We start from the raw sequence: 18,573 nt of genomic DNA, 5'->3' as shown, positions 1-18,573 counted from the left end.
CTGGCGTTGACTTTTGGCACGCTGTTGAGTTCTCAAGGAACGGACGCTTCCTTTGTACTCACCCTCTCGGGCTTTCCTCCGGGCGCTTCCCTTCGCTGTCTCCAACTCTATCAGGCTTTTTCCGTCTCTCTGACCACCCTCCTGCAGGCATGCAGAAGGAGACCCCGAGATAGGATCTGACAGGTTGGGTTCCGCCGGGCGAGGACGCCTTGGTTGCGTCGCTCAGCCCCAAGCAGGAGTACGACTGTACACGGGGCTGTCGAGCGGGTGCAAATCGCTGGAGGAGGTGGTCTAGACCTCTATTCAGGAGCTATCGTGCGGAACCGCCACTTCCTGTGACATACGCTGCTGCTCAGTGCGTTCGTCCGGGACGGGCAGTGACGGCCCATACATCTCCACCCCTGGGAGGCTTCCCATGACCACCGTGACGTCCCCGTTGTCAGGACGCGCCATCGGACTGGCGGCTGTGCCGGATCCGGTCTTCTCCGGGGCCATGGTCGGCCCGGGTACCGCCATCGACCCCGTGCGTGAGCCCTCCGAAGCGGTCGCGCCCGTCGACGGCGTCATCGTCTCCCTCCACCCGCACGCCTTCGTGGTCGTCGACCCGGACGGACACGGCGTGCTCACCCATCTCGGCATCGACACCGTGCAGCTCAACGGCGAGGGCTTCGAGCTGCTGGTGAACAAGGGCGACACCGTGACGCGCGGCCAGGCCGTCGTGCGCTGGGACCCCGCCGCCGTCGAGGCCGCGGGCAAGTCCCCGGTGTGCCCCGTCGTGGCACTGGAGGCCACCGTCGAGGCGCTCTCCGAGCTTCGCGAGGACGGCGAGGTCAAGGTCGGCGACAGTCTCTTCGTCTGGAAGTGACGTCACTGCCGTCCTAGGACGGCCTGGTAGGACAACCACCGCGGCGGCGGGGCCCGCCGCACTTATCGGAGACGGGTGAGATGGAGACAACGCTGCGAGGCGTCGGCGTGAGCCACGGTGTGGCGATCGGCCAGGTTCGGCACATGGGGACGGCGGTGCTCGAACCGCCCGCCAAGCAGATTCCGGCCGAAGAGGCGGAGCGTGAGCAGGGGCGCGCCCGCAAGGCCGTGGAGGCTGTGGCGGCCGACCTGATCGCGCGCGGCAATCTGGCGGGCGGCGAGGCCCAGGCGGTGCTCGAGGCACAGGCCATGATGGCGCAGGACCCCGAGCTGATCGCGGATGTGGACCGGCGGATCGCCGTGGGCAGCACGGCCGAGCGCGCCGTGTACGACGCGTTCGCCGCCTACCGGGATCTGCTGGCCGGTGCCGGTGAGTACCTGGCGGGCCGGGTCGCGGACCTCGACGATGTGCGGAATCGTATCGTCGCCCGGCTGCTGGGCGTTCCGATGCCGGGTGTGCCGGACAGTGACGAGCCCTATGTGCTGGTGGCGCGTGATCTGGCGCCGGCGGACACGGCGCTGCTCGATCCGGCGCTGGTGCTCGGGTTCGTGACCGAGGAGGGCGGGCCGACCAGCCACAGCGCGATCCTGGCCCGGGCGCTCGGTGTGCCGGCCGTGGTGGCGCTGCCGGGCGCCGGCGAGCTGGCCGAGGGAACGGTCGTCGCGGTGGACGGCAGCACCGGCGAGGTCTTCGTCGACCCGAGCGAGGAGAAGAAGGCGGCGCTGGAGGCGGCGGCCGCCGAGCGCAAGGCCGCGCTGGCCGCGTCGTCCGGTCCTGGTGCCACCTCCGACGGTCACAAGGTGCCGCTGCTCGCCAACATCGGCGGGATCGCGGATGTGGCCGCGGCAGTGGAGGCCGGTGCGGAGGGGGTCGGTCTGTTCCGGACCGAGTTCCTGTTCCTGGACGACAACAAGAAGGCTCCTTCGGAGGAGAAGCAGGTCGAGGCCTACCGGCAGGTGCTGGAGGCGTTCCCCGAGGGCCGGGTCGTGGTGCGGGTGCTGGACGCCGGGGCGGACAAACCGCTCGACTTCCTGACGCCGGCCGACGAGCCGAACCCGGCGCTGGGTGTGCGCGGTCTGCGGACGCTGCTGGACCACCCCGAGGTGCTGCGCACCCAGCTGACGGCGCTGGCGAAGGCCGCCGAGGGGCTGCCGGTCCACCTCGAGGTCATGGCGCCGATGGTGGCGGACCGTACGGACGCGAAGGCGTTCGCCGACGCGTGCCGGGCGGCGGGGCTGCGGGCGAAGTTCGGGGCGATGGTGGAGATCCCGTCGGCCGCGCTGCGGGCGCGGGCGATCCTCCAGGAGGTCGAGTTCCTGTCCCTGGGCACGAACGACCTCGCTCAGTACACCTTCGCCGCGGACCGGCAGGTGGGTGCGGTGTCCCGGTTGCAGGACCCGTGGCAGCCGGCGCTGCTCGACCTGGTGGCGATGGCGGCCGAGGCCGCCAAGGCCGAGGGCAAGAGCTGTGGTGTCTGTGGTGAGGCGGCGTCCGACCCGCTGCTCGCCTGTGTGCTGACCGGTCTGGGGGTCACCTCGCTGTCCATGGGCGCGGCGTCGATTCCTTATGTCCGGGCGGCGCTGGCGAAGTACACGCTGGCGCAGTGCGAGCGTGCCGCGGCGGCCGCGCGGGCGGCGGACACGGCCGAGGACGCGCGCAATGCCGCTCAGGCGGTGCTGTCCGGCGAGTGATCCGGAAGGCCGGTCGAGGCTGTGGCCAGGGGCGCTCCACCGTCGGGTGGGGCGCCCCTGGCGCGTTTAGTGCCGGTGGGGTGGCGGTGCGTCGTCGCCCAGGTCGGGCGGCTCGCAGTAGTCGACGCCCGACTCGGGTGAGATCAGGTCGCCGGATTCGACGTCGGTGCAGTAGGCGTCGAAGACCTCTCCGGCGGTGAGGGGTTCGAGTCCGTTGCCGCGCAGGCGCCAGCCGTAGACGCGGTCGGAGGCGCCGGGGGCGCTGGTGCGCATGACGAGGCCGCCGGGGCTGCGGGTGGCGATGCCGAGGGCGAGGACGGTGGTGAACTCGAGGGCTTCGGTCTCGTCGAGTTCGGTGGCGCCGTCGTGGTCGTCGGCGTGCAGGACGGCGACGAGGGTCTCGGTGGTCGCCGAGACGCTGCACACGAGGTGGCGGTGGCCCGGTGGGGCCGTGTCGAGGATGCGGACGAGGAGGGCGGAGGCGCGGGTGAAGGCGGCGCGTCCGAGGTCCTCGCCGCAGGTGGCGCAGGTGCCGGCGCGGGCCAGCAGCGTCGACGCGTACTCCCAGGTGGCCTGGCGGACGGCCGCGTCGACCAGTTCGGGGACGAGGTCGGTGAGGGGTCGGCCGTCGTAGGGGATGCTGGGGCCTTCGGCGGCCAGTTCGGCGGTGAAGCGGCTGCGGCTGGCCGGGGCGTCGGGGTCGAGGCCGGTGGCGGCGCAGTAGTCGGCGTATTCCTGCGGGTCGAAGAGGGCGACCGTGGTGTGGGTGCCCTGGGCGGCTCGGCTCTTGAGCAGGGCTTCGACCTGCTGGAGGTAGGTCCGGTGGTCGTCGAAGGTGAAGCTGCGGTAGCGCCGCATGGCTCGGAAGTCGTGCTCGTCGGTGAGCAGGCCGATGGTGCCGGCGATCTCGCGGTGCAGGACGCGCCGCATGGTCAGGTTGTCGGTGTGCGCCATTGTTTCCCCCTGTGCGCGCAGTCGATCAGTGCTCACTCACCGTAACGGGTGGCACTGACAACGGCGTCCGAGCGGCCTCGGCCGGCGCCGCGGGGCGCGGGTGCCGGGGCCGCTCGGCGGGGTGGGCGCCGGGTGCGGTCAGGCGCGTTTGCGGGCCAGGTCCTCGTAGAAGTGGAGCAGGTCGAGGTTGTCGACGGAGCCGGGGTTGACGGCTTTGTCGAGGGGGGTGCCCTGGAGGAGGCGCTTGACGGGGACCTCGATGCGTTTGCCGGTGAGGGTGTGCGGGACGCCGGGCACTTCGATGATCTCGTCGGGGACGTGGCGGGGTGAGAGCTGTTCGCGGATGGTCCGCTTGACGCGGTCGCGGAGGGCGTCGTCGAGGACGGCTCCGGGGGCCAGGTGGACGAACAGGGGCATCCAGTAGCCGCCGTCGGGCTGTTCGATGCCGATGACGAGGGATTCCCTGATCTCCGGGAGGCGTTCGACGGCTTCGTAGATGTCGGCCGAGCCCATGCGCACGCCCTGCCGGTTGAGGGTGGAGTCGGAGCGGCCGTGGATGACGACGGAGCCGCGGGAGGTGACGGTGATCCAGTCGCCGTGGCGCCAGACGCCAGGGTAGGTGTCGAAGTAGCTGTCGTGGTAGCGGCTGCCGTCGGGGTCGTTCCAGAAGTAGATCGGCATGGACGGCATGGGGTTGGTGACCACGAGTTCGCCGACCTCGTCGGTCAGGGGTTTGCCGCTGGGGTCCCAGGACTGCAGGTCGGTGCCGAGGCCGGGGGCCTGGAGTTCGCCGATGTACACGGGGAGGGTGGGGACGGCTCCGGCGAAGCAGGAGCAGACGTCGGTGCCGCCGCTGACGGAGGCGATCCAGAGGTCGTCACGGACCTCGTCGTGCAGCCAGCGGAAGCCGTCGGGCGGGAGGGGGGAGCCGGTGGTGGCGACGCAGCGCACGGCGGACAGGTCGTGGTCCCGCGCGGGGTGGACGTCCGCCTTGCGGCAGGCCATGACGTAGGCGGCGGAGGTGCCGTAGAGGGTGGCCCGGGTGCGTTCGGCGATGCGCCACTGGGCGCCGGTGTCGGGGTGTCCGGGGCTGCCGTCGTAGAGGACGATCGTGGTGCCGGTGAGGAGGCCGGAGACGAGGAAGTTCCACATCATCCAGCCGGTCGAGGTGTACCAGAAGAAGCGGTCCTCGGGGCCGAGGTCGCAGTGCAGGCCGAGCTGTTTGAGGTGCTCGACGAGGATGCCGCCCTGGGATTGGACGATCGGCTTGGGCAGGCCCGTGGTGCCCGAGGAGTAGAGGACCCACAGGGGGTGGTCGAAGGGGACCTGCTCGAATGCGGGCTCGGCGTCCGCGCTGGTGAGGGCCGGCCATTCCAGGGTTCCCTCGGGTGCCCCGGTGCCGAGGAGGGGGATGTGGACGACCGCGCGGAGGCTGGGCAGCTCGCGGCGCAGTTCGGCGACGGTGTCGCGGCGGTCGTGTTCCTTGCCGCCGTAGCGGTAGCCGTCGACGGTGAACAGGACGACGGGTTCGACCTGCTGGAAGCGGTCGAGGACGCTGCGGGCGCCGAAGTCGGGGGCGCAGGAGGTCCACACGCCGCCGACCGCGGCGGTGGCCAGGAGGGCGACGACGGCTTCGGGGATGTTGGGGAGGTAGCCGCTGACGCGGTCGCCGGGGCGGACGCCGAGGGCGCGCAGTTCCGCGGCCAGGGAGCCGACCTGGCGGCGCAGCTCGGACCAGGTCACCGCGCGGGGCTCGTGTGTCTCGTCGACGCAGAGGAGGGCCGGTTCGTCCCCGCGGGTCGCGCTCGCGCGCAGGGCGTGCTCGGCGTAGTTCAGGGTGGCTCCGGGGAACCACTGGGCGCCGGGCATGGCGCGGTCGCCGAGCACGCGCGCGTAGGGGGTGGAGAAGCGGACGTCGAACCATTCGGTGACGGCTTTCCAGAAGGTGTCCAGCTCGTCGACGGACCAGCGGTGCAGTGCGGCGTATCCGCCCTCGGCGGGGGCGCCGTGGTGTTCGGCGGCCCAGGCCTGGAACCTGGTGATCTGTGCCTGGGCGATGCGTTCCGGATCGGGCTGCCAGAGCGGCTGGGGGTTCACGGTCGACATGGGCGGCTCCCGGACTGTGCGCGTCGTGTGCGTCCTCCGCGCACGGGCTGGGGTGTGCGCGTGACGCGGCTGACACGGACGATGCCATGTGATCGACTTCAGCACCAGGGTCCGCCCCACATAGTCCGTGTCGTGAAGATGTGGTCCTGGCACGGGTGAACGGCAGTTGAACGCGACGCGCCGACCGTCCGGACAGTGGCAGGGTGAGCAGCATGGACGGTCGTGACCTGGTGCGTTCGGTGAAGGCGGTCGGTTCCGTGGGGGCGGCGCAGGGGTTGCGTATCGTGCGGGCGACGTGGCGCAGGAGGCGCGCGGACGCCGTGGGGCTGCCGCCGCGGGGCGCGGAGCGGGCGCGGGTGCCCGGTGTCCTGGAGTCCGCGGAGCCCGGGCCTGGTGGCGGCACGCTGCGGTTCAGCCGGTCGGAGCTGCGGGTGACCGTCACGGTGAGCGGGGCGGTCTTCTGGGGGTGGGACGGGGCCGGTCCGGAGCCGTCGTACGCGCTCGCGGGGCGGTGTCCGGAGCCGGATCCGCGGGCGGTGCTGGAGCCCGACAAGGACGGCGGCTGGCGGGTGGTGGCCGAGCGGATGACGGTCGTGGTGTCGCGGCAGGGGGCGATCGAGGTGCGTACGCCCGGTGGGGTGACCCTGCGCCGCGATCTGCCGCCGCGGTGGTGGGAGCCGGCCGGTGGGGGCACCGCGCGGTGGCGGCAGCGGTCGGAGGTGCCGGCGGACGCGCGGTTCTTCGGGCTGGGCGGACGGGCGTGCGGGCCCCGGTTGCGGGACGGCGCCTACCGGTTGTGGAACACCGACCCGGGGCGGCCCTTCGGGCCCGGGGACGATCCGCTGTACATCACGATGCCGGTGCACCTGGTGGTGGCCGACGCGGGCACGCATCTGGTGTTCCACGACACCACGTGGGACGGGACGGTGCTGCTGCGCGAGGGCGAGGAGGGCGCGGGTTCGGGGCACGACCGCGGTGGGATGTGCGAGCTGCGGATGGACGGGGGGCCGCTGCGCTGCTGGGTGGTGGTGGGGTCCCCCGCGCGCGTGCTGCTCGGCTGGGCGTCGCTGACGGGGGCGCCCGCGCTGCCGCCGGTCTGGGCGCTGGGCCATCACCACGCGCGGTGGGGTTTCGGCAGTGAGCAGGAGGTGCGGCGGATCGTCGCGGGCTACCAGGAGCGCGGTCTGCCGCTGGACGCGGTCCATCTGGGCATCGATCACCACGAGGAGCACCGGGTCTTCACCGTCGATCCGGATCGCTTCGCGAAGCTGCCGCAGCTCGCCGAGGACCTGCGGCGGGACGGGATACGGCTGGTGTCGGTCGTGGACGCGGCGGTGCAGGCGGAGCCGGGGGACGCCGTGTACGACAGCGGGACGGCCGGGGACGCGTTCGTGCGGGACGCGTCGGGGCGGCTCGTGCGGGGTGTCGGATGGCCCGGCGAGTCGGTGTTCCCGGATTTCACGGATGCGCGGGTGCGGCGGTGGTGGGGCCGGCTGTACGAGGAGCGGCTGGCGCAGGGGTTCTCCGGGTTCTGGCATGACATGAACGAGCCGACGTCGTTCGCGGCGTTCGGGGAGACGACGCTGCCGCGGTCGGCCCGGCACTCCCTGGAGGGGCGTGGGGGTGATCATCGGGAGGCGCACAACGTGTACGGGCTGTGCATGGCGCGGGCCGGCTACGAGGGGCTGGCCGGGCCGGCGCCGGGGCAGCGGCCGTTCGTGTTCTCGCGTTCGGGCTGGGTGGGCATGCAGCGTTACGGCGGTGCGTGGTCGGGTGATGTGGCGACGGGCTGGCCGGGGCTGCGGGCGTCGCTGTCGCTGGTCATGGGGCTCGGTCTGTGCGGGGTGCCGTACTCGGGGCCGGACGTGGGCGGCTACGACGGCCGTCCTTCTCCGGAGCTGTATCTGCGCTGGTTCCAGCTCGCCGCGTACCTGCCGCTGTTCCGCACGCATGCCGGGCCGGAGGCGGGGCGCCGGGAGCCGTGGGAGTTCGGCCCGCAGGTGCTGGAGCACGCGCGCGTGGCGCTGCTGGAGCGGCGGCGGCTGCTGCCGTACTTCGTGACGCTGGCGCATCTGGCCCGGCGTACGGGGGCTCCCTATGTGCGGCCGTTGTGGTGGGCGGTGCCGGAGGACCGGGCGCTGCGGGACTGTGAGGACGCCTTTCTGCTGGGCGACTGTCTGCTGGTGGCGCCGGTGCTGCAGCCGGGCACGGAGCGGCGGGTGGTGCGGCTGCCGCGCGGGCGGTGGTACGACACGGCGACGGAGCGGGCGTACGAGGGTCCGGGGCGGGTGCTGGTGGATGCGCCCCTGTCGCGGATTCCGGTGTTCGCGCGCGCGGGTGCGGTGATTCCCGTCCGTGGGGACGACGGCGGCCTGGAGCTGGAGGTGTGGGCTCCCGCGCGGGGGCGGACGGGGCGTGGGCTGGTGGTGCGGGATGCCGGGGACGGCTGGGAGGAGGCGGCGATCGAGCGGTACACGTCCCGCCGGGCGGGCCGGCGGGTGGTGGTCGAGCGGTCGGGTGAGGGCGGCGGGGCGGAGCCGCCGTGCTCGGTGCGGGTGCGGGGGCTGGGCGGGGAGTGAGCCGGTGGGGACAGCCGCAGCGGTGACAGCCGTGGCGCGGTGTCCGGCGGGGGCAGGCGCGGCTGCGACGGATTCGGCTGCGGTGCCCGGCTGCGGCGGATCGGCTGCGGTGTCCGGGGATGGCCCGGCTGCGGTCGACTCGGCGGCGGCCTCAGATGTAGCGGCCCTCGAACCAGCCGCGGACGGCGAGCGTGTGGAGGGGGAAGGCCAGTTCCTGCGGTCTGCGCAGGAGGTGCCAGCCCTCCGTCTCGTCGGTGGGGGCGGAGGCCGGAAGCCCGTCGGCGGGGCGTTCCGGAAGGAGGCCGAAGAGCAGCAGGTGGCCGTCGGGGGAGCTCATCGCGTCGGCGAGGCGTACGTCGCGGGCCGCGGCGTCGATGCCGGTCTCCTCCGCGAGTTCCCGGACGACGGCCTGGCGCCAGTCCTCGCGGTCGTTGACGAATCCGCCGGGCAGGGCGATGCCGCCGCGCGCGGGGGCCACGGTTCGGGTGATGACGACGAGGGCGGTGCCCTGGGTGTCGTACACGGGCTGGAGGGCCACCGCGACCGGCAGGGGGTTGCGGTAGGCCACGGTGCCGCAGGAGGGGCAGGTGCGGGGCCAGCCGGAGGCGCCCTCTCCGTAGGGCGCGCCGCAGCTCGAACAGTGCGAGCCTGGGCCGGTGTTGGAGTACAGGGATTCGGACACGGCGCGGACTGTATCCGATCGCGGAGAGGGCGCCGGCGGGGGGGCGTCGTTCAGTGGGCGTGCGCGAGGGACCGCGCGGAGACGGGGAAGTCGAAGTAGGTGTCCGGGTGGGGCTCGGGCTTGTAGGTGAAGTGCCACCACTCCTCGGGGAGGTTGACGAATCCGAGGTCTTCTAGGGTGTGCTTCAGCAGCAGACGGTTGGCGCGCTGCTCGCCCTGGACGCGCGGGTCGAGGGTGTGGGAGAGGGTGTCGAAGCAGTCGTAACCGGTGCCCATGTCGACGGAGTTGTCGGGGAAGCGCTCGTCCTGAGGGGCGTGGCAGGGCACGAGCGGCTGTCCGGGCACGTACGGCCTGGTCGGCTTCGCGGGGAGCTTGACGAGGGTCAGGTCGACGGTGGAGCCGCGGCTGTGGCCGGATTTCTCGGCGATGTAACCGTCCGCGAACAGGCGGGTCTTGTCGACGTTCGGGTAGAACTCGGCCTTCATGGCCTGGTCGTCGAGGTCCTTGGCCCAGCGGACGAAGTGGTCCACCGCGCGCTGCGGCCGGTAGCAGTCGTAGACCTTGAGGCTGTAGCCCCGGCGGAGCAGCGAGGACTGGGCCCGGTGGAGGGCTTCGGCGGCGGGGCGGGTGAGGATGCACAAGGGCTGCCGGTAGCCGTCGATGCGCTCGCCGACGAAGTTGTGGCGGGTGAAGTACCGCATCTCCTGGATGATCGTCGGGTCGACGGTGCGCAGCGCCACGAAGTCGTCCGGCGCGGTGGGCTCGGTCGTCGCCCGAGCGGGGGCGGTGGTGGCGGTGAGGGCCAGGAGGGCGGCGGCCGCGGCGATCAGGCCACGGGCCGCGCGGGTGAGTCGTCGTGTCATGTCCTGCATCTATCAGGGGCGGGTCGCGTGGGGAAGCCACCGGAGGGGCGGCAGGCTGTTCGTACGCTGTGTGACCGGCCGGGAATGCTGCGTGAACGTCTCATGAACTGCGCCGGGGCGGGTGTGCGGGCGGCGCCATCATGCTCCCGTGCACTCCTGGTCGGACACGCTCCGCTTCGCTTTCCAGCCGGTGGTCAATCTGTCCACCGGCGGGATCGCGGCGCAGGAGGTCCTCGCCCGCCCGGAAACCGGTGACGTGCTGGCCGAGGCCCGCCGGGATCCCGAACTCGACGGCCGGCTGGCCGCCTCGGCGGTCCGGGCGGCGGTGCGTCACGAGACGCTGCTGCCGCTGCACGTCAACGTGTTCGCCGGGACGCTCGCGGATCTCGGCGGGCTCGGGCCGCTGCACGACGCGGTGCGCGCGGCGGGACGGCTGCCGGGCGAGGTGACCGTCGACATCGGCCCGCCGTACACCCATGTGCCGCAGCGCGGCCTGCTGGACGCCGTGGGCGCCCTGCGGGGGCTCGGCTTCCGGATCAGCGCGGACGGTGTGGGGGACGGCGACCTGCCGCTGCGGCTGCTCGCGGATCTGGCGCCCGACCTGGTGAAGCTGGACGCGTCACTGCTGGCCCGGCCGGCCGCCGTGCGGGCCATGCGGACGCTGTGCGACGAGCTGGGAGCGCTGCTGGCCGTCGAGGGGGTGGAGACCGAGGCGCAGTGCGCGGCCGCGCTGTCGGCCGGGGCGCAGCTGGCGCAGGGCACGCTGTTCGCCCCGCCGACCAGGCTGCCCGCAGCGGGGGTGTACGTCCCGGCCCGCTCCCCCGCCGTCGAGGGCGGGTCGCGGACCGGGCCGTCGGTACGGGAGTTCGTACGGCCGGCCGCGCTGCTGCCCGACACCGCGTCGGCGTCCGAGGTGCGGTCGCTGCTGACCGGGTCGCCGGACGTGTCCGGGGTGCTGCTCGTCGACCGCGACGGCGTGCCGGTCCGCTCGGTGCACCGGTCTCGGTTCCTGCTGTCCATGTCGGGGCGGTACGGGCACGCGCTGTACGCCGACCGGCCGGCGGCGCGGCTGGGCGATCCGCCGCGCACGGTGGGTGTCGACGCCACCGCGTGGGAGGTGCTGGACGTGGTGGCGGACGGCGAGCGGGGCCGGACATCGGACGATGTGGCGGTCGTCGACGGGTACGGGCGATGCGTGGGTGTCGTACGGCTCGCGGATCTGGTGCGGGCGCTGGCGGAGTCGCGCGTGGAGGAAGCGGCCGGGCTCAATCCGCTGACCCGGCTGCCGGGTTCGGACGCGATCACCGCAGAGGTGGACCGGTGGATCGCCGACGGGCGGGAGTTCGCGCTGAGCTGGCTGGATGTGGACCACTTCAAGCAGGTGAACGACGGGGCCGGGTTCGCGGCGGGGGACGAGCTGATCCGGTCGGTGGGGTGGGCGCTGCAGCGTGCGGCGTCGGGGAGTACCCGCGTGGGGCACATCGGCGGGGACGACTTCCTGGTGCTGAGCGAGCCGGAAGCCCTCGGTCCGCTCGCCGCGTCGGTGCTCGACAGCCCGTGGTCGGCGGGCGGACGGCCGGTGACGCTGTCCTTGGCCACGGTCGTGTGCCGGCCCGGCAGTGTAGGCGATCACCGGCAGGCGGCGGCCTGTCTGGCGCCGCTGAAGAAGGCCGCGAAGGCGTTGAGCGGGGCGAGTTGGGTGCTGGGGCGCGCGGGGTTGCCGGGGCGTCGGGTGTTGCGGGGTGTGGAGGGGGTGCCTCGGGCGGCGGAGCGTCGGGAGGCAGGTGCGGGGGCGGGCGCGGAGGCGGGTGCGGGTGAGGGCGCGGAGGCGGGTGCGGAGGCGGGGAGTGGGGTGCCCGCGTGGTGAGGTGCCGGTGCGCGAACGGGAGTACCGCGACGGGCGCGGGGCCGTGGAGAAGGGCCTCGGGTGGGGCGGGGCGAGGCGCCTAAGCGTGCGCGCGCGGGGTAGCCGGAACCGCGGCCCGTACCTCAGTCGGCGGAGGTACGGGCCGTTCCGGAGCTGTGGCCGACCTCAGGTCGCGACCGCCTGGCGGCGGTCCGCGGCCTGGGCCATGGCGTGCTGGACGACGCCGACGAGGACCTCCTTGACCGATTCGCGGTCGCGGGCGTCGCACAGCACGAGGGGAACGTGGTCGTCCAGGTCGAGGGCCCTGCGGACCTCGTCGGCCGGGTAACGGACGGCGCCCTCGAAGCAGTTGACGCCGACCAGGAAGGGGATCGCGCGCCGCTCGAAGTAGTCGATGGCGGCGAAGCAGTCCTCCAGGCGGCGGGTGTCGGCGAGGACGACGGCGCCGAGCGCGCCCTCGGACAGCTCGTCCCACATGAACCAGAACCGCTCCTGGCCGGGCGTTCCGAAGAGGTAGAGGACCAGGTCCTCGCGGAGGGTGATGCGGCCGAAGTCCATGGCGACGGTCGTGGTGTGCTTGCCCTCGACGCCGCTGGTGTCGTCGACCGGGCGGCTGACCTCGGTGAGAGGTTCCTCGGTGCGCAGCGGTCTGATCTCGCTGACCGCGCCGACGAGGGTGGTCTTGCCCACGCCGAAGCCGCCGGCCACGAGGATCTTGAGCGTGACGGGCTCGACCGGGGGCTTGCCGCGCTCAGAACGCCCGAAGATCATCGGTCTCTACTCCTGCTCGATGGGGGGGTGAGTGGGCGGTGGGCCCGCTGTTCACGTGCCCGGTTCACAGTGCCCCTTTGACAGTGCTCCGTTGACAGTGCCCCGTTGACAGTGGCCGGTTCACCGTGCTCGTTTCACAGTGCCCGGAGGCCGTTGATCACGTCGCGCAGAATACTTTCGTCCGGGAGTTCGGCCGGTGGTACCGGCCGGGTCACATGGACGAACTCCGCGTCCACGAGATCGCCGATGAGCACCCGTACCACGCCGATGGGCAGGTCGAGTTCGGCGGCGAGTTCCGCGACCGACTGCGGGGTGTCACGGCACAGTCCGACGATGCGCACGTGTTCCGGGGACAGCGTCGGGTCGGTCTCGGGGTCGCCCGCGTCGAGCTCCGTGACGACCACCGCGATCACGTCGAGGCGGTGCTGGGCCGCGTGGCTGGTGCGGCCGCGCGTCATGGCGTAGGGGCGGACGACCGGTCCTGCCTCGTCGTCGAACCAGTGGCTTCTCGCCTGTCCGTCTGCGCTCATGCCATCCCACTACCCGCCGGCGGGCAGGTCGGTGCGCGGAGCGGTGCCCAGGTGCACCCCGACCCGCTTCACGAGGAGCGTCATCTCGTAGGCGACCTGGCCGATGTCGGAGTCGGCGTCGGACAGGACGGCGAGGCAGCTGCCGTCGCCCGCGGCCGTGACGAACAGGAAGGCGTCGTCCAGTTCGACCACCGTCTGCCGGACGCTGCCCGCCTCGAAGTGGCGGCCGACGCCCTTGGCCAGGCTGTGGAAGCCGGAGGCCACGGCGGCCAGGTGCTCGCTGTCCTCGCGGGTCAGGTCCTTGGAGGCCCCGGTGGGCAGTCCGTCGCCGGACAGGACGAGGGCCTTGCGGATGCTCGCCACGCGGTCCACCAGTTCGTCGAGCAGCCAGTTCAGCTCGCCCGACTTGCCGGTCGTGGCGTGGTCGGTCGCCTTCGGTGCGGTCATCGACCGTCCCCCTTAGTCGTTCGGTGTGGTGCCGTGCCGCTGTGGGCGTCGTCGCCCGCGGCGTTCTCCTCGCGGCCGCGCCGCCAGCCTCGCTGGAGGGAGGCCATACGGTCGCGGACCTCGTCGGCGTCCCGTTCCTCGGGTGCCGCGCGGTCGTCGGTACGGTGCGCCGGTCCCTGCCGCAGCTGCGGCGCGAGGCTGGCCTGCCGCACGCGGCGGGGCAGCGGGCCGGAGCCGGGGTCGGTTCCGGGGTGAGTGCCGGCTCCGGGGTCAGTGCCAACGCCGGGTCCGCGGTCAGTGCCGGTTCCGGTGTCGGGGCCGGGTGCGCGGTCCGGGCTTTCGGCGCGGCCCCGCAGGGCGCGCAGTGAGGTCGTCGCGCGGTCGCTCGGGTGGGAGTCGCCGCTGTCACGGGAGTCCGCGTTCTCGCGGGTCTCCCGGTGGGCCGGTGAGGTGGTGCCGCGGCCGAGCGGGGAGCTGCCGCGGCGGCGGGTCGGGAGCGGGGTCGCGCGGTCCGGATCGGCGGGGCGCGGGGCGGGGCCCGCCGGCGGTTCGTCGTCCGGGTCGGCGCCGCGGGTGCGCTGCTCGGTGACCGGGCGCCCGTGGGAGCTGACCAGCTTGGGTGTACGGCGGCGGGGCAGCGGGACGGGCGCGTCGAGGTGGTCGTCCTCGTCGGTGCCGTCGCCCGCGGACGCGTCGCGGGTGCGGGAGGCTCCGTGGTGACGTGGGCCGGGGCGTCCCGGTGTGTCCTCGTCGGCGGCGAGGAGGGAGCGGCGGGGGCGGAAGAGGCCGCCGCGGTCGGTGTCCTCGCTGTCGAGCACGCCGGGGAAGTCGTCGATGGCATCGATCGCGTCGATGGCGTCGATGGCGTCGAGGCCGACGGGGGCCTCCAGTTCGACCGGACCGTCGAGCAGCGCGGGGGGCAGGCCGGGGACCTTCACGGGCGCCTTGGAGAGCGCGGTCCGGCGGCCGCCGGCCTCGGTGTCCTTGGCGGGCCGCGGCCGGTCGAGGCGGAAACCGATGCCGTTGGTGTCCGGGACGTCGTCCGTCAGCAGGGTGTCGGGGATGAAGACGACGGCGGTGGTGCCGCCGTACGGGGACGGCTGGAGGGAGACCCGGACGTTCTGCCGTTGCGCGAGCCGGCTGACCACGAACAGGCCGAGCCGGTCGGTGTCGGACAGCTCGAACTCCGGGGTCTCGGCGAGCCGGAGGTTGGCTTCGAGGAGTGCGTCGGCCGCCATGCCGAGGCCGCGGTCGTGGATCTCCAGGGTGAAGCCGTTGGCGACCCGCTCCCCCACGACCTGGACGGCGGTGTGCGGCGGGGAGAAGACGGTGGCGTTCTCCAGGAGTTCGGCCACGAGGTGGGTGAGGTCGGCTACGGCCGGGCCGGTCACGGCGATCCGCGGCAGTCTGCGGACCTCGATGCGCTCGTAGTCCTCGACCTCGGCGACGGCGGCCCGTACGACGTCCATGAGCTGGATCGGCTTGCGCCACTGCCGGGACGGGGCCGCGCCGGAGAGGATCACCAGGCCCTCGGCGTGCCGGCGCATCCGCGTGGTGAGGTGGTCGAGGCGGAAGAGGTCGGCCAGTTCCTCGGTGTCCTCGGTGCGGCGCTCCATGGTGTCGAGGAGCGTGAGCTGCTTGTGCAGCAGGACCTGGCTGCGGCGGGCGAGGTTGACGAAGACCTCGGAGACCCCGGCGCGCAGTTCGGCCTGCTTGACGGCGGCTTCGACGGCGGCCCGCTGAAGGGTGTTGAGGGCCTGGCCGACCTCGCCGATCTCGTTCTTGTCGTACTCCAGGCGCGGCACCTCGGTCTCCACGTCGACCTGCTCGCCCGCGGAGAGCCGGCGCATCACGCTCGGCAGCCGCACGCCGGACGCCTCGTGGGCCTCCAGGCGGAGCTGGCGCAGGTCCCGGATCAGGCCGCGGCCGATGCGCACCGAGACGACGAGGGAGACGAGCAGGGCGGCGAGGCCGAGGGCGCCGGCGACGACGACCTTGGCGATGACGCCGGTCGCGATCGGGCGGACGCGTTCCTGGTAGCGGTCGGCGGTCTCGTCGTCGAGGGTGCCGAGTTCGGCGAGGACATCGCCGGCGGCGGTGTCCCAGGTCCGCGCGGTGACACCGCTGGGGGTGCCGGACCTGGTGGCGACGGCGGCTTCCTCGGCGACCCGGAGGGGGGCGGTCTCGGCGTTCTTCCAGAACCGCTCGTAGCGGTCCCGGTCCGAGGCCGGGAGCAGGGCCCGGTTGGCGTCGTAGAGCAGGGTGCGCTGGGCGATGAGGTCGGAGATCTGGCGCACCTCGGCGCGGGAGAGCCGGCCGACGACCAGGGCGGAGCCGAGCAGGGCGTCCTCGCGGGAGAGGAGTTCGCGGGCGCGGGAGAGGTTGACGAGGGCGCGGTACTGGGTGTCCATCTCCACGTTGTCGACGACGTGGAGGTTGGCCAGCAGCGCGTAGCACGGGTCGACCAGGCGGTTGTACAGCTCGAAGGCCTGGGCGCGGTCGACGGTGCCGTCGGCGATGCTGCGGCGCAGGGACTCGATGCCGTCGAACGCCTCCAGGACGGCGGTCAGCCGCTCACCGTCGCTCGCGCCGAGGGCGTCCCGCACATCGGGGTCGCGTGCGTTTCCGCGGATCTCGGTCACGGCCGCGTCGGTGACGGCCTGGCTGCGCTTGAGGGCGGAGAGGCCGTTGGAGGCGCGGGGATCGGCGAGGTAGACGAGGGCCTGGCGGCGCTCCTGCTGGAGTACGCGGACGGTGTCCTCGGTGGGGTAACCGATCTCCTCGACGAGGGACGACACACTGAACAGCCGGGCTGCCTCGCGCCCCGTGAGCACCGTGGCGAACGCCCAGATCGCCGTCAGGGACACCAACGGCACGAGCAGCAGTGCCACGATCTTCCGGCGGATGGACTTCCCGCGAAAGCGCATGGCCTCCCCCAGCTCGACCCCCACCGGCAGGGGGTACACATGTGCGTCAACAAACGGCGCGAGCCTACTACCGTCACACGGGGAACTCGAAGAGCGTTCCGGAGGGCGAACTTCCGTACTGGCCGCCCATCATGGGGAGTTGTCGGGTCATTGCGGGAGATTGCCTCCCCGATTCGGGCGGCGCGCCGACGGCCGCACCCGATGGGTTCGACCGGACGATTGGCCGGAATTTTTCGGCGGCGGGGAATCTTCGCGGAGTGCCGTTCGTCCTTCATGACAGGGAATGGGGGCGGAATCGGCCACAGGAGCCGCATCCCGCACCCGGGCGGCGTAAAACAGCGCAAGCCGGGCAGCCACACGGGGAGTCGGGTCTTCGGACCGAGGCGAGCGGATCTGCTGGGCGGTGGGGAGTGGACACGATGATGGGCACGGCGGAGCGGCAGGAGGCGCCCGTGGCGAGCACGGCGGGTGCCCGCAGGTCCGACGAGCCGGGCGGCGTTCAGGAACGGCCGTATTACCGGACGTTGTGGGTCGAGGAGCCGGCGAAGCGGCGCCGGCTGCCCGATCCGGTGCGTACGGCGGCCGTGCGGGCGGTGCTCATCATCGCGGTGACGCTGATTCAGGCGATGGTGGCGTTCCTGTGCACTCTGGCCGGATCCTGGCTGGCGTTCCCGATGGTGCTCAGCGGCGTGGCGAGCACGGTGGTGGCCACGTGGGCGGCGCTGGACGTGTGGGTGACGCGTCAGGTGTGGACCCAGCGCAACGGCGTGGTGTCGACGCCGAGCAGCACGGCACGCGCGCTGCGCCGCGAACGCCGCCGGGCGCGTCGGCAGGCCCGCGTCGCCGAGCGGAGGCAGGAGCGCATACGCCGGTCCGGCGGGGCCGAGCAGCTGTCGCATTCCTGAGGACAGCGGAGCGGGCACCAGTCGGGATCCGGACGCTTCGGTAGCATGTCGTCTCGCATGGCGCACTGGCTGGCGCAGTGCGCAACAGAACCCACGCGTCAGGCGGGGCGACCGCCGCCTCCCGGGTTCCCGCAGATGCGGCCCGAAGCGGCCGTCAGGCAGTAAGAGTCGAGTGATGGTCCGCACGCAGAACCAGTCCGCGCCCGGCGGCGACGGCGCCGCGCCCCCGGCGAAGCGGGGCGGCCGGGGAGCCACCAGTGCCGTGCAGTCGGTGGATCGCGCCGTCAGCGTCCTGGAGATCCTGGCCCGGCTCGGGGAGGCGGGCGTCACGGAGATCGCCGAAGAGCTGGACGTGCACAAGTCCACCGCGTTCCGGCTGCTCGGCGTCCTGGAGAACCGCGGCCTGGTGGCGCAGGCGAAGGACCGCGGCAAGTACTACCTGGGAGCCGGTGTGCTGCGGCTGGCGGGTGCGGCGGCGGTCCGGCTGGACATCTCGCAGGAGGGCGTCCCGGTGTGCCGGGAGCTGGCCGACGAGCTGGGCGAGACCGTGAACATCGCGGTCCTCGACGACGACGCGGCCGTCAACATCATGCAGGCCCGCGGCACGGCATCCGTGACCGCGCAGAACTGGCTCGGCCGCCGCACCCCGCTGCACGCCACGTCCAGCGGAAAGGTGCTGCTCGCACACATGCCGCCGGCCCTGCGCGAGGGCCTGCTGGCCCGCCCGCTGCCCCGGTTCACCGAGCGCACCGTCACCGGCGCCTCCACGCTCCGCGGCGAGCTGGAGGCCGTGGTCCGGCAGGGCTACGGGATGACCGTCGAGGAGCTGGAGCTGGGACTCGCCGCCGTGGCCGCGCCGGTCCGGGCGCACGACGGCAAGGTGATCGCCGCGATCAGCGTCTCGGGGCCGGTCTACCGGCTGGATTCGGACCGGCTGCCGGAACTGGCCCAGCGCATGGTGGCGGCCGGCGCCGAGCTGTCGCGCCGTATGGGCTACGGCTTCTGAACCGCTCTGCGGCTTCCAGAGGGGCCGGCCGCCGCAAGGGCTGAGCACTCCCGCGGCGACTGCTGGGCACTCCCCGGCGACTGCCGAGTACTCCCGCGGCGACCGTTGCGCACCCGCCGACGGTGTCGCTGCACAGGGCACCTGTTTCAGCCGACGTGGACCGCTGACGGATGGCATAACGGCCGGTTCCGCGTCGGATCAGGCATCCCATGTCCCGATGAGTGCCGACTACAACAACAACGACAAGCGCACCAAGACGGTCTACCCCGGCGGCACCACCCAGTCGGCCACCATCGACAAGAACGGCCGCCCGTCCGCGA

The 18,573-nt window shown here is 72.8% G+C and carries 14 protein-coding genes; 6 read left to right on the top strand and 8 right to left on the bottom strand.

Translation table 11 applies throughout. The features are described 5' to 3' along the window. Positions 1 to 415 precede the first annotated feature (415 nt). Entirely contained in the window at positions 416 to 865 is a 450-nt protein-coding gene (locus AB0K92_RS32455; RefSeq protein WP_365928860.1) for a PTS glucose transporter subunit IIA, read from the top strand. Positions 866 to 945: 80 nt separating this feature from the next. Further along, the gene (ptsP, locus tag AB0K92_RS32450; RefSeq protein ID WP_365928859.1) at positions 946 to 2,616 is read left to right on the top strand and encodes a phosphoenolpyruvate--protein phosphotransferase; all 1,671 of its coding nucleotides are present in this window, start codon (positions 946 to 948) and stop codon (positions 2,614 to 2,616) included. A 66-nt stretch (positions 2,617 to 2,682) separates the two neighbouring features. On the opposite strand, the gene AB0K92_RS32445 is transcribed toward ptsP, so the two are convergent. Continuing rightward, the gene (locus AB0K92_RS32445) at positions 2,683 to 3,570 is read right to left on the bottom strand and encodes a hypothetical protein (protein WP_365928858.1); all 888 of its coding nucleotides are present in this window, start codon (positions 3,568 to 3,570) and stop codon (positions 2,683 to 2,685) included. Positions 3,571 to 3,708: 138 nt separating this feature from the next. Then, positions 3,709 to 5,676 (bottom strand): acetoacetate--CoA ligase, encoded by a 1,968-nt coding sequence (locus AB0K92_RS32440; RefSeq protein WP_365928857.1) that lies wholly within the window; start codon positions 5,674 to 5,676, stop codon positions 3,709 to 3,711. Between the two features lie 212 nt (positions 5,677 to 5,888). Between AB0K92_RS32440 and AB0K92_RS32435 the strand changes: the two genes are divergently transcribed. Further along, positions 5,889 to 8,255: a TIM-barrel domain-containing protein gene (locus AB0K92_RS32435; protein ID WP_365928856.1), complete on the top strand. Its 2,367-nt coding sequence runs from the start codon at positions 5,889 to 5,891 to the stop codon at positions 8,253 to 8,255. A gap of 151 nt (positions 8,256 to 8,406) precedes the next feature. On the opposite strand, the gene AB0K92_RS32430 is transcribed toward AB0K92_RS32435, so the two are convergent. Both AB0K92_RS32430 and AB0K92_RS32425 read right to left on the bottom strand, forming a co-directional pair. Continuing rightward, entirely contained in the window at positions 8,407 to 8,937 is a 531-nt protein-coding gene (locus tag AB0K92_RS32430; RefSeq protein ID WP_365928855.1) for an NUDIX domain-containing protein, read from the bottom strand. Positions 8,938 to 8,987: 50 nt separating this feature from the next. Next, positions 8,988 to 9,800 carry a M15 family metallopeptidase gene (locus AB0K92_RS32425; protein ID WP_365928854.1) on the bottom strand — a complete coding sequence of 271 codons (813 nt, stop codon included), beginning with the start codon at positions 9,798 to 9,800 and terminating at the stop codon, positions 8,988 to 8,990. Positions 9,801 to 9,948: 148 nt separating this feature from the next. Here AB0K92_RS32425 and AB0K92_RS32420 point away from each other — a divergent pair, with 148 nt between their 5' ends. After that, complete coding sequence (locus AB0K92_RS32420; RefSeq protein ID WP_365928853.1) at positions 9,949 to 11,667, top strand: GGDEF domain-containing protein; 1,719 nt, start codon at positions 9,949 to 9,951, stop codon at positions 11,665 to 11,667. A 165-nt stretch (positions 11,668 to 11,832) separates the two neighbouring features. Here the strand turns inward: AB0K92_RS32420 and AB0K92_RS32415 are convergent, their stop codons facing one another. The 4 genes from AB0K92_RS32415 to AB0K92_RS32400 form a co-directional block, all read right to left on the bottom strand. Further along, complete coding sequence (locus AB0K92_RS32415) at positions 11,833 to 12,438, bottom strand: ATP/GTP-binding protein (RefSeq protein ID WP_365928852.1); 606 nt, start codon at positions 12,436 to 12,438, stop codon at positions 11,833 to 11,835. Between the two features lie 134 nt (positions 12,439 to 12,572). After that, positions 12,573 to 12,968: a DUF742 domain-containing protein gene (locus AB0K92_RS32410; RefSeq protein WP_365928851.1), complete on the bottom strand. Its 396-nt coding sequence runs from the start codon at positions 12,966 to 12,968 to the stop codon at positions 12,573 to 12,575. 9 nt (positions 12,969 to 12,977) lie between these two features. Next, the gene (locus AB0K92_RS32405) at positions 12,978 to 13,415 is read right to left on the bottom strand and encodes a roadblock/LC7 domain-containing protein (RefSeq protein WP_365928850.1); all 438 of its coding nucleotides are present in this window, start codon (positions 13,413 to 13,415) and stop codon (positions 12,978 to 12,980) included. Next, complete coding sequence (locus AB0K92_RS32400) at positions 13,412 to 16,342, bottom strand: nitrate- and nitrite sensing domain-containing protein (protein ID WP_365928862.1); 2,931 nt, start codon at positions 16,340 to 16,342, stop codon at positions 13,412 to 13,414. Before AB0K92_RS32400 ends, AB0K92_RS32405 begins: the two co-directional genes overlap by 4 nt. A 419-nt stretch (positions 16,343 to 16,761) precedes the next feature. Between AB0K92_RS32400 and AB0K92_RS32395 the strand changes: the two genes are divergently transcribed. Both AB0K92_RS32395 and AB0K92_RS32390 read left to right on the top strand, forming a co-directional pair. Next, positions 16,762 to 17,247, top strand: a complete 486-nt coding sequence (locus AB0K92_RS32395; RefSeq protein WP_365928849.1) for a hypothetical protein — start codon at positions 16,762 to 16,764, stop codon at positions 17,245 to 17,247. A 262-nt stretch (positions 17,248 to 17,509) separates the two neighbouring features. Continuing rightward, positions 17,510 to 18,253 carry an IclR family transcriptional regulator gene (locus AB0K92_RS32390; RefSeq protein ID WP_365928861.1) on the top strand — a complete coding sequence of 248 codons (744 nt, stop codon included), beginning with the start codon at positions 17,510 to 17,512 and terminating at the stop codon, positions 18,251 to 18,253. Positions 18,254 to 18,573: the final 320 nt, after the last annotated feature.

It is taken from the genome of Streptomyces sp. NPDC052687, assembly GCF_040678395.1.
Lineage (GTDB): Bacteria > Actinomycetota > Actinomycetes > Streptomycetales > Streptomycetaceae > Streptomyces.
The sequence above is the reverse complement of the archived record's forward strand: the minus strand, read 5'-3'. Positions and strand labels throughout refer to the sequence as shown.

What these genes read in the sequence shown, in the direction of transcription:
- AB0K92_RS32455 (WP_365928860.1), top strand. Translation starts at nt 416, where the DNA reads ATGACCACCGTGACGTCCCCGTTGTCAGGACGCGCCATCGGACTGGCG.
- ptsP (WP_365928859.1), top strand. Translation starts at nt 946, where the DNA reads ATGGAGACAACGCTGCGAGGCGTCGGCGTGAGCCACGGTGTGGCGATC.
- AB0K92_RS32445 (WP_365928858.1), bottom strand. Translation starts at nt 3,570, where the DNA reads ATGGCGCACACCGACAACCTGACCATGCGGCGCGTCCTGCACCGCGAG.
- AB0K92_RS32440 (WP_365928857.1), bottom strand. Translation starts at nt 5,676, where the DNA reads ATGTCGACCGTGAACCCCCAGCCGCTCTGGCAGCCCGATCCGGAACGC.
- AB0K92_RS32435 (WP_365928856.1), top strand. Translation starts at nt 5,889, where the DNA reads ATGGACGGTCGTGACCTGGTGCGTTCGGTGAAGGCGGTCGGTTCCGTG.
- AB0K92_RS32425 (WP_365928854.1), bottom strand. Translation starts at nt 9,800, where the DNA reads ATGACACGACGACTCACCCGCGCGGCCCGTGGCCTGATCGCCGCGGCC.
- AB0K92_RS32415 (WP_365928852.1), bottom strand. Translation starts at nt 12,438, where the DNA reads ATGATCTTCGGGCGTTCTGAGCGCGGCAAGCCCCCGGTCGAGCCCGTC.
- AB0K92_RS32410 (WP_365928851.1), bottom strand. Translation starts at nt 12,968, where the DNA reads ATGAGCGCAGACGGACAGGCGAGAAGCCACTGGTTCGACGACGAGGCA.
- AB0K92_RS32405 (WP_365928850.1), bottom strand. Translation starts at nt 13,415, where the DNA reads ATGACCGCACCGAAGGCGACCGACCACGCCACGACCGGCAAGTCGGGC.
- AB0K92_RS32400 (WP_365928862.1), bottom strand. Translation starts at nt 16,342, where the DNA reads ATGCGCTTTCGCGGGAAGTCCATCCGCCGGAAGATCGTGGCACTGCTG.
- AB0K92_RS32395 (WP_365928849.1), top strand. Translation starts at nt 16,762, where the DNA reads ATGATGGGCACGGCGGAGCGGCAGGAGGCGCCCGTGGCGAGCACGGCG.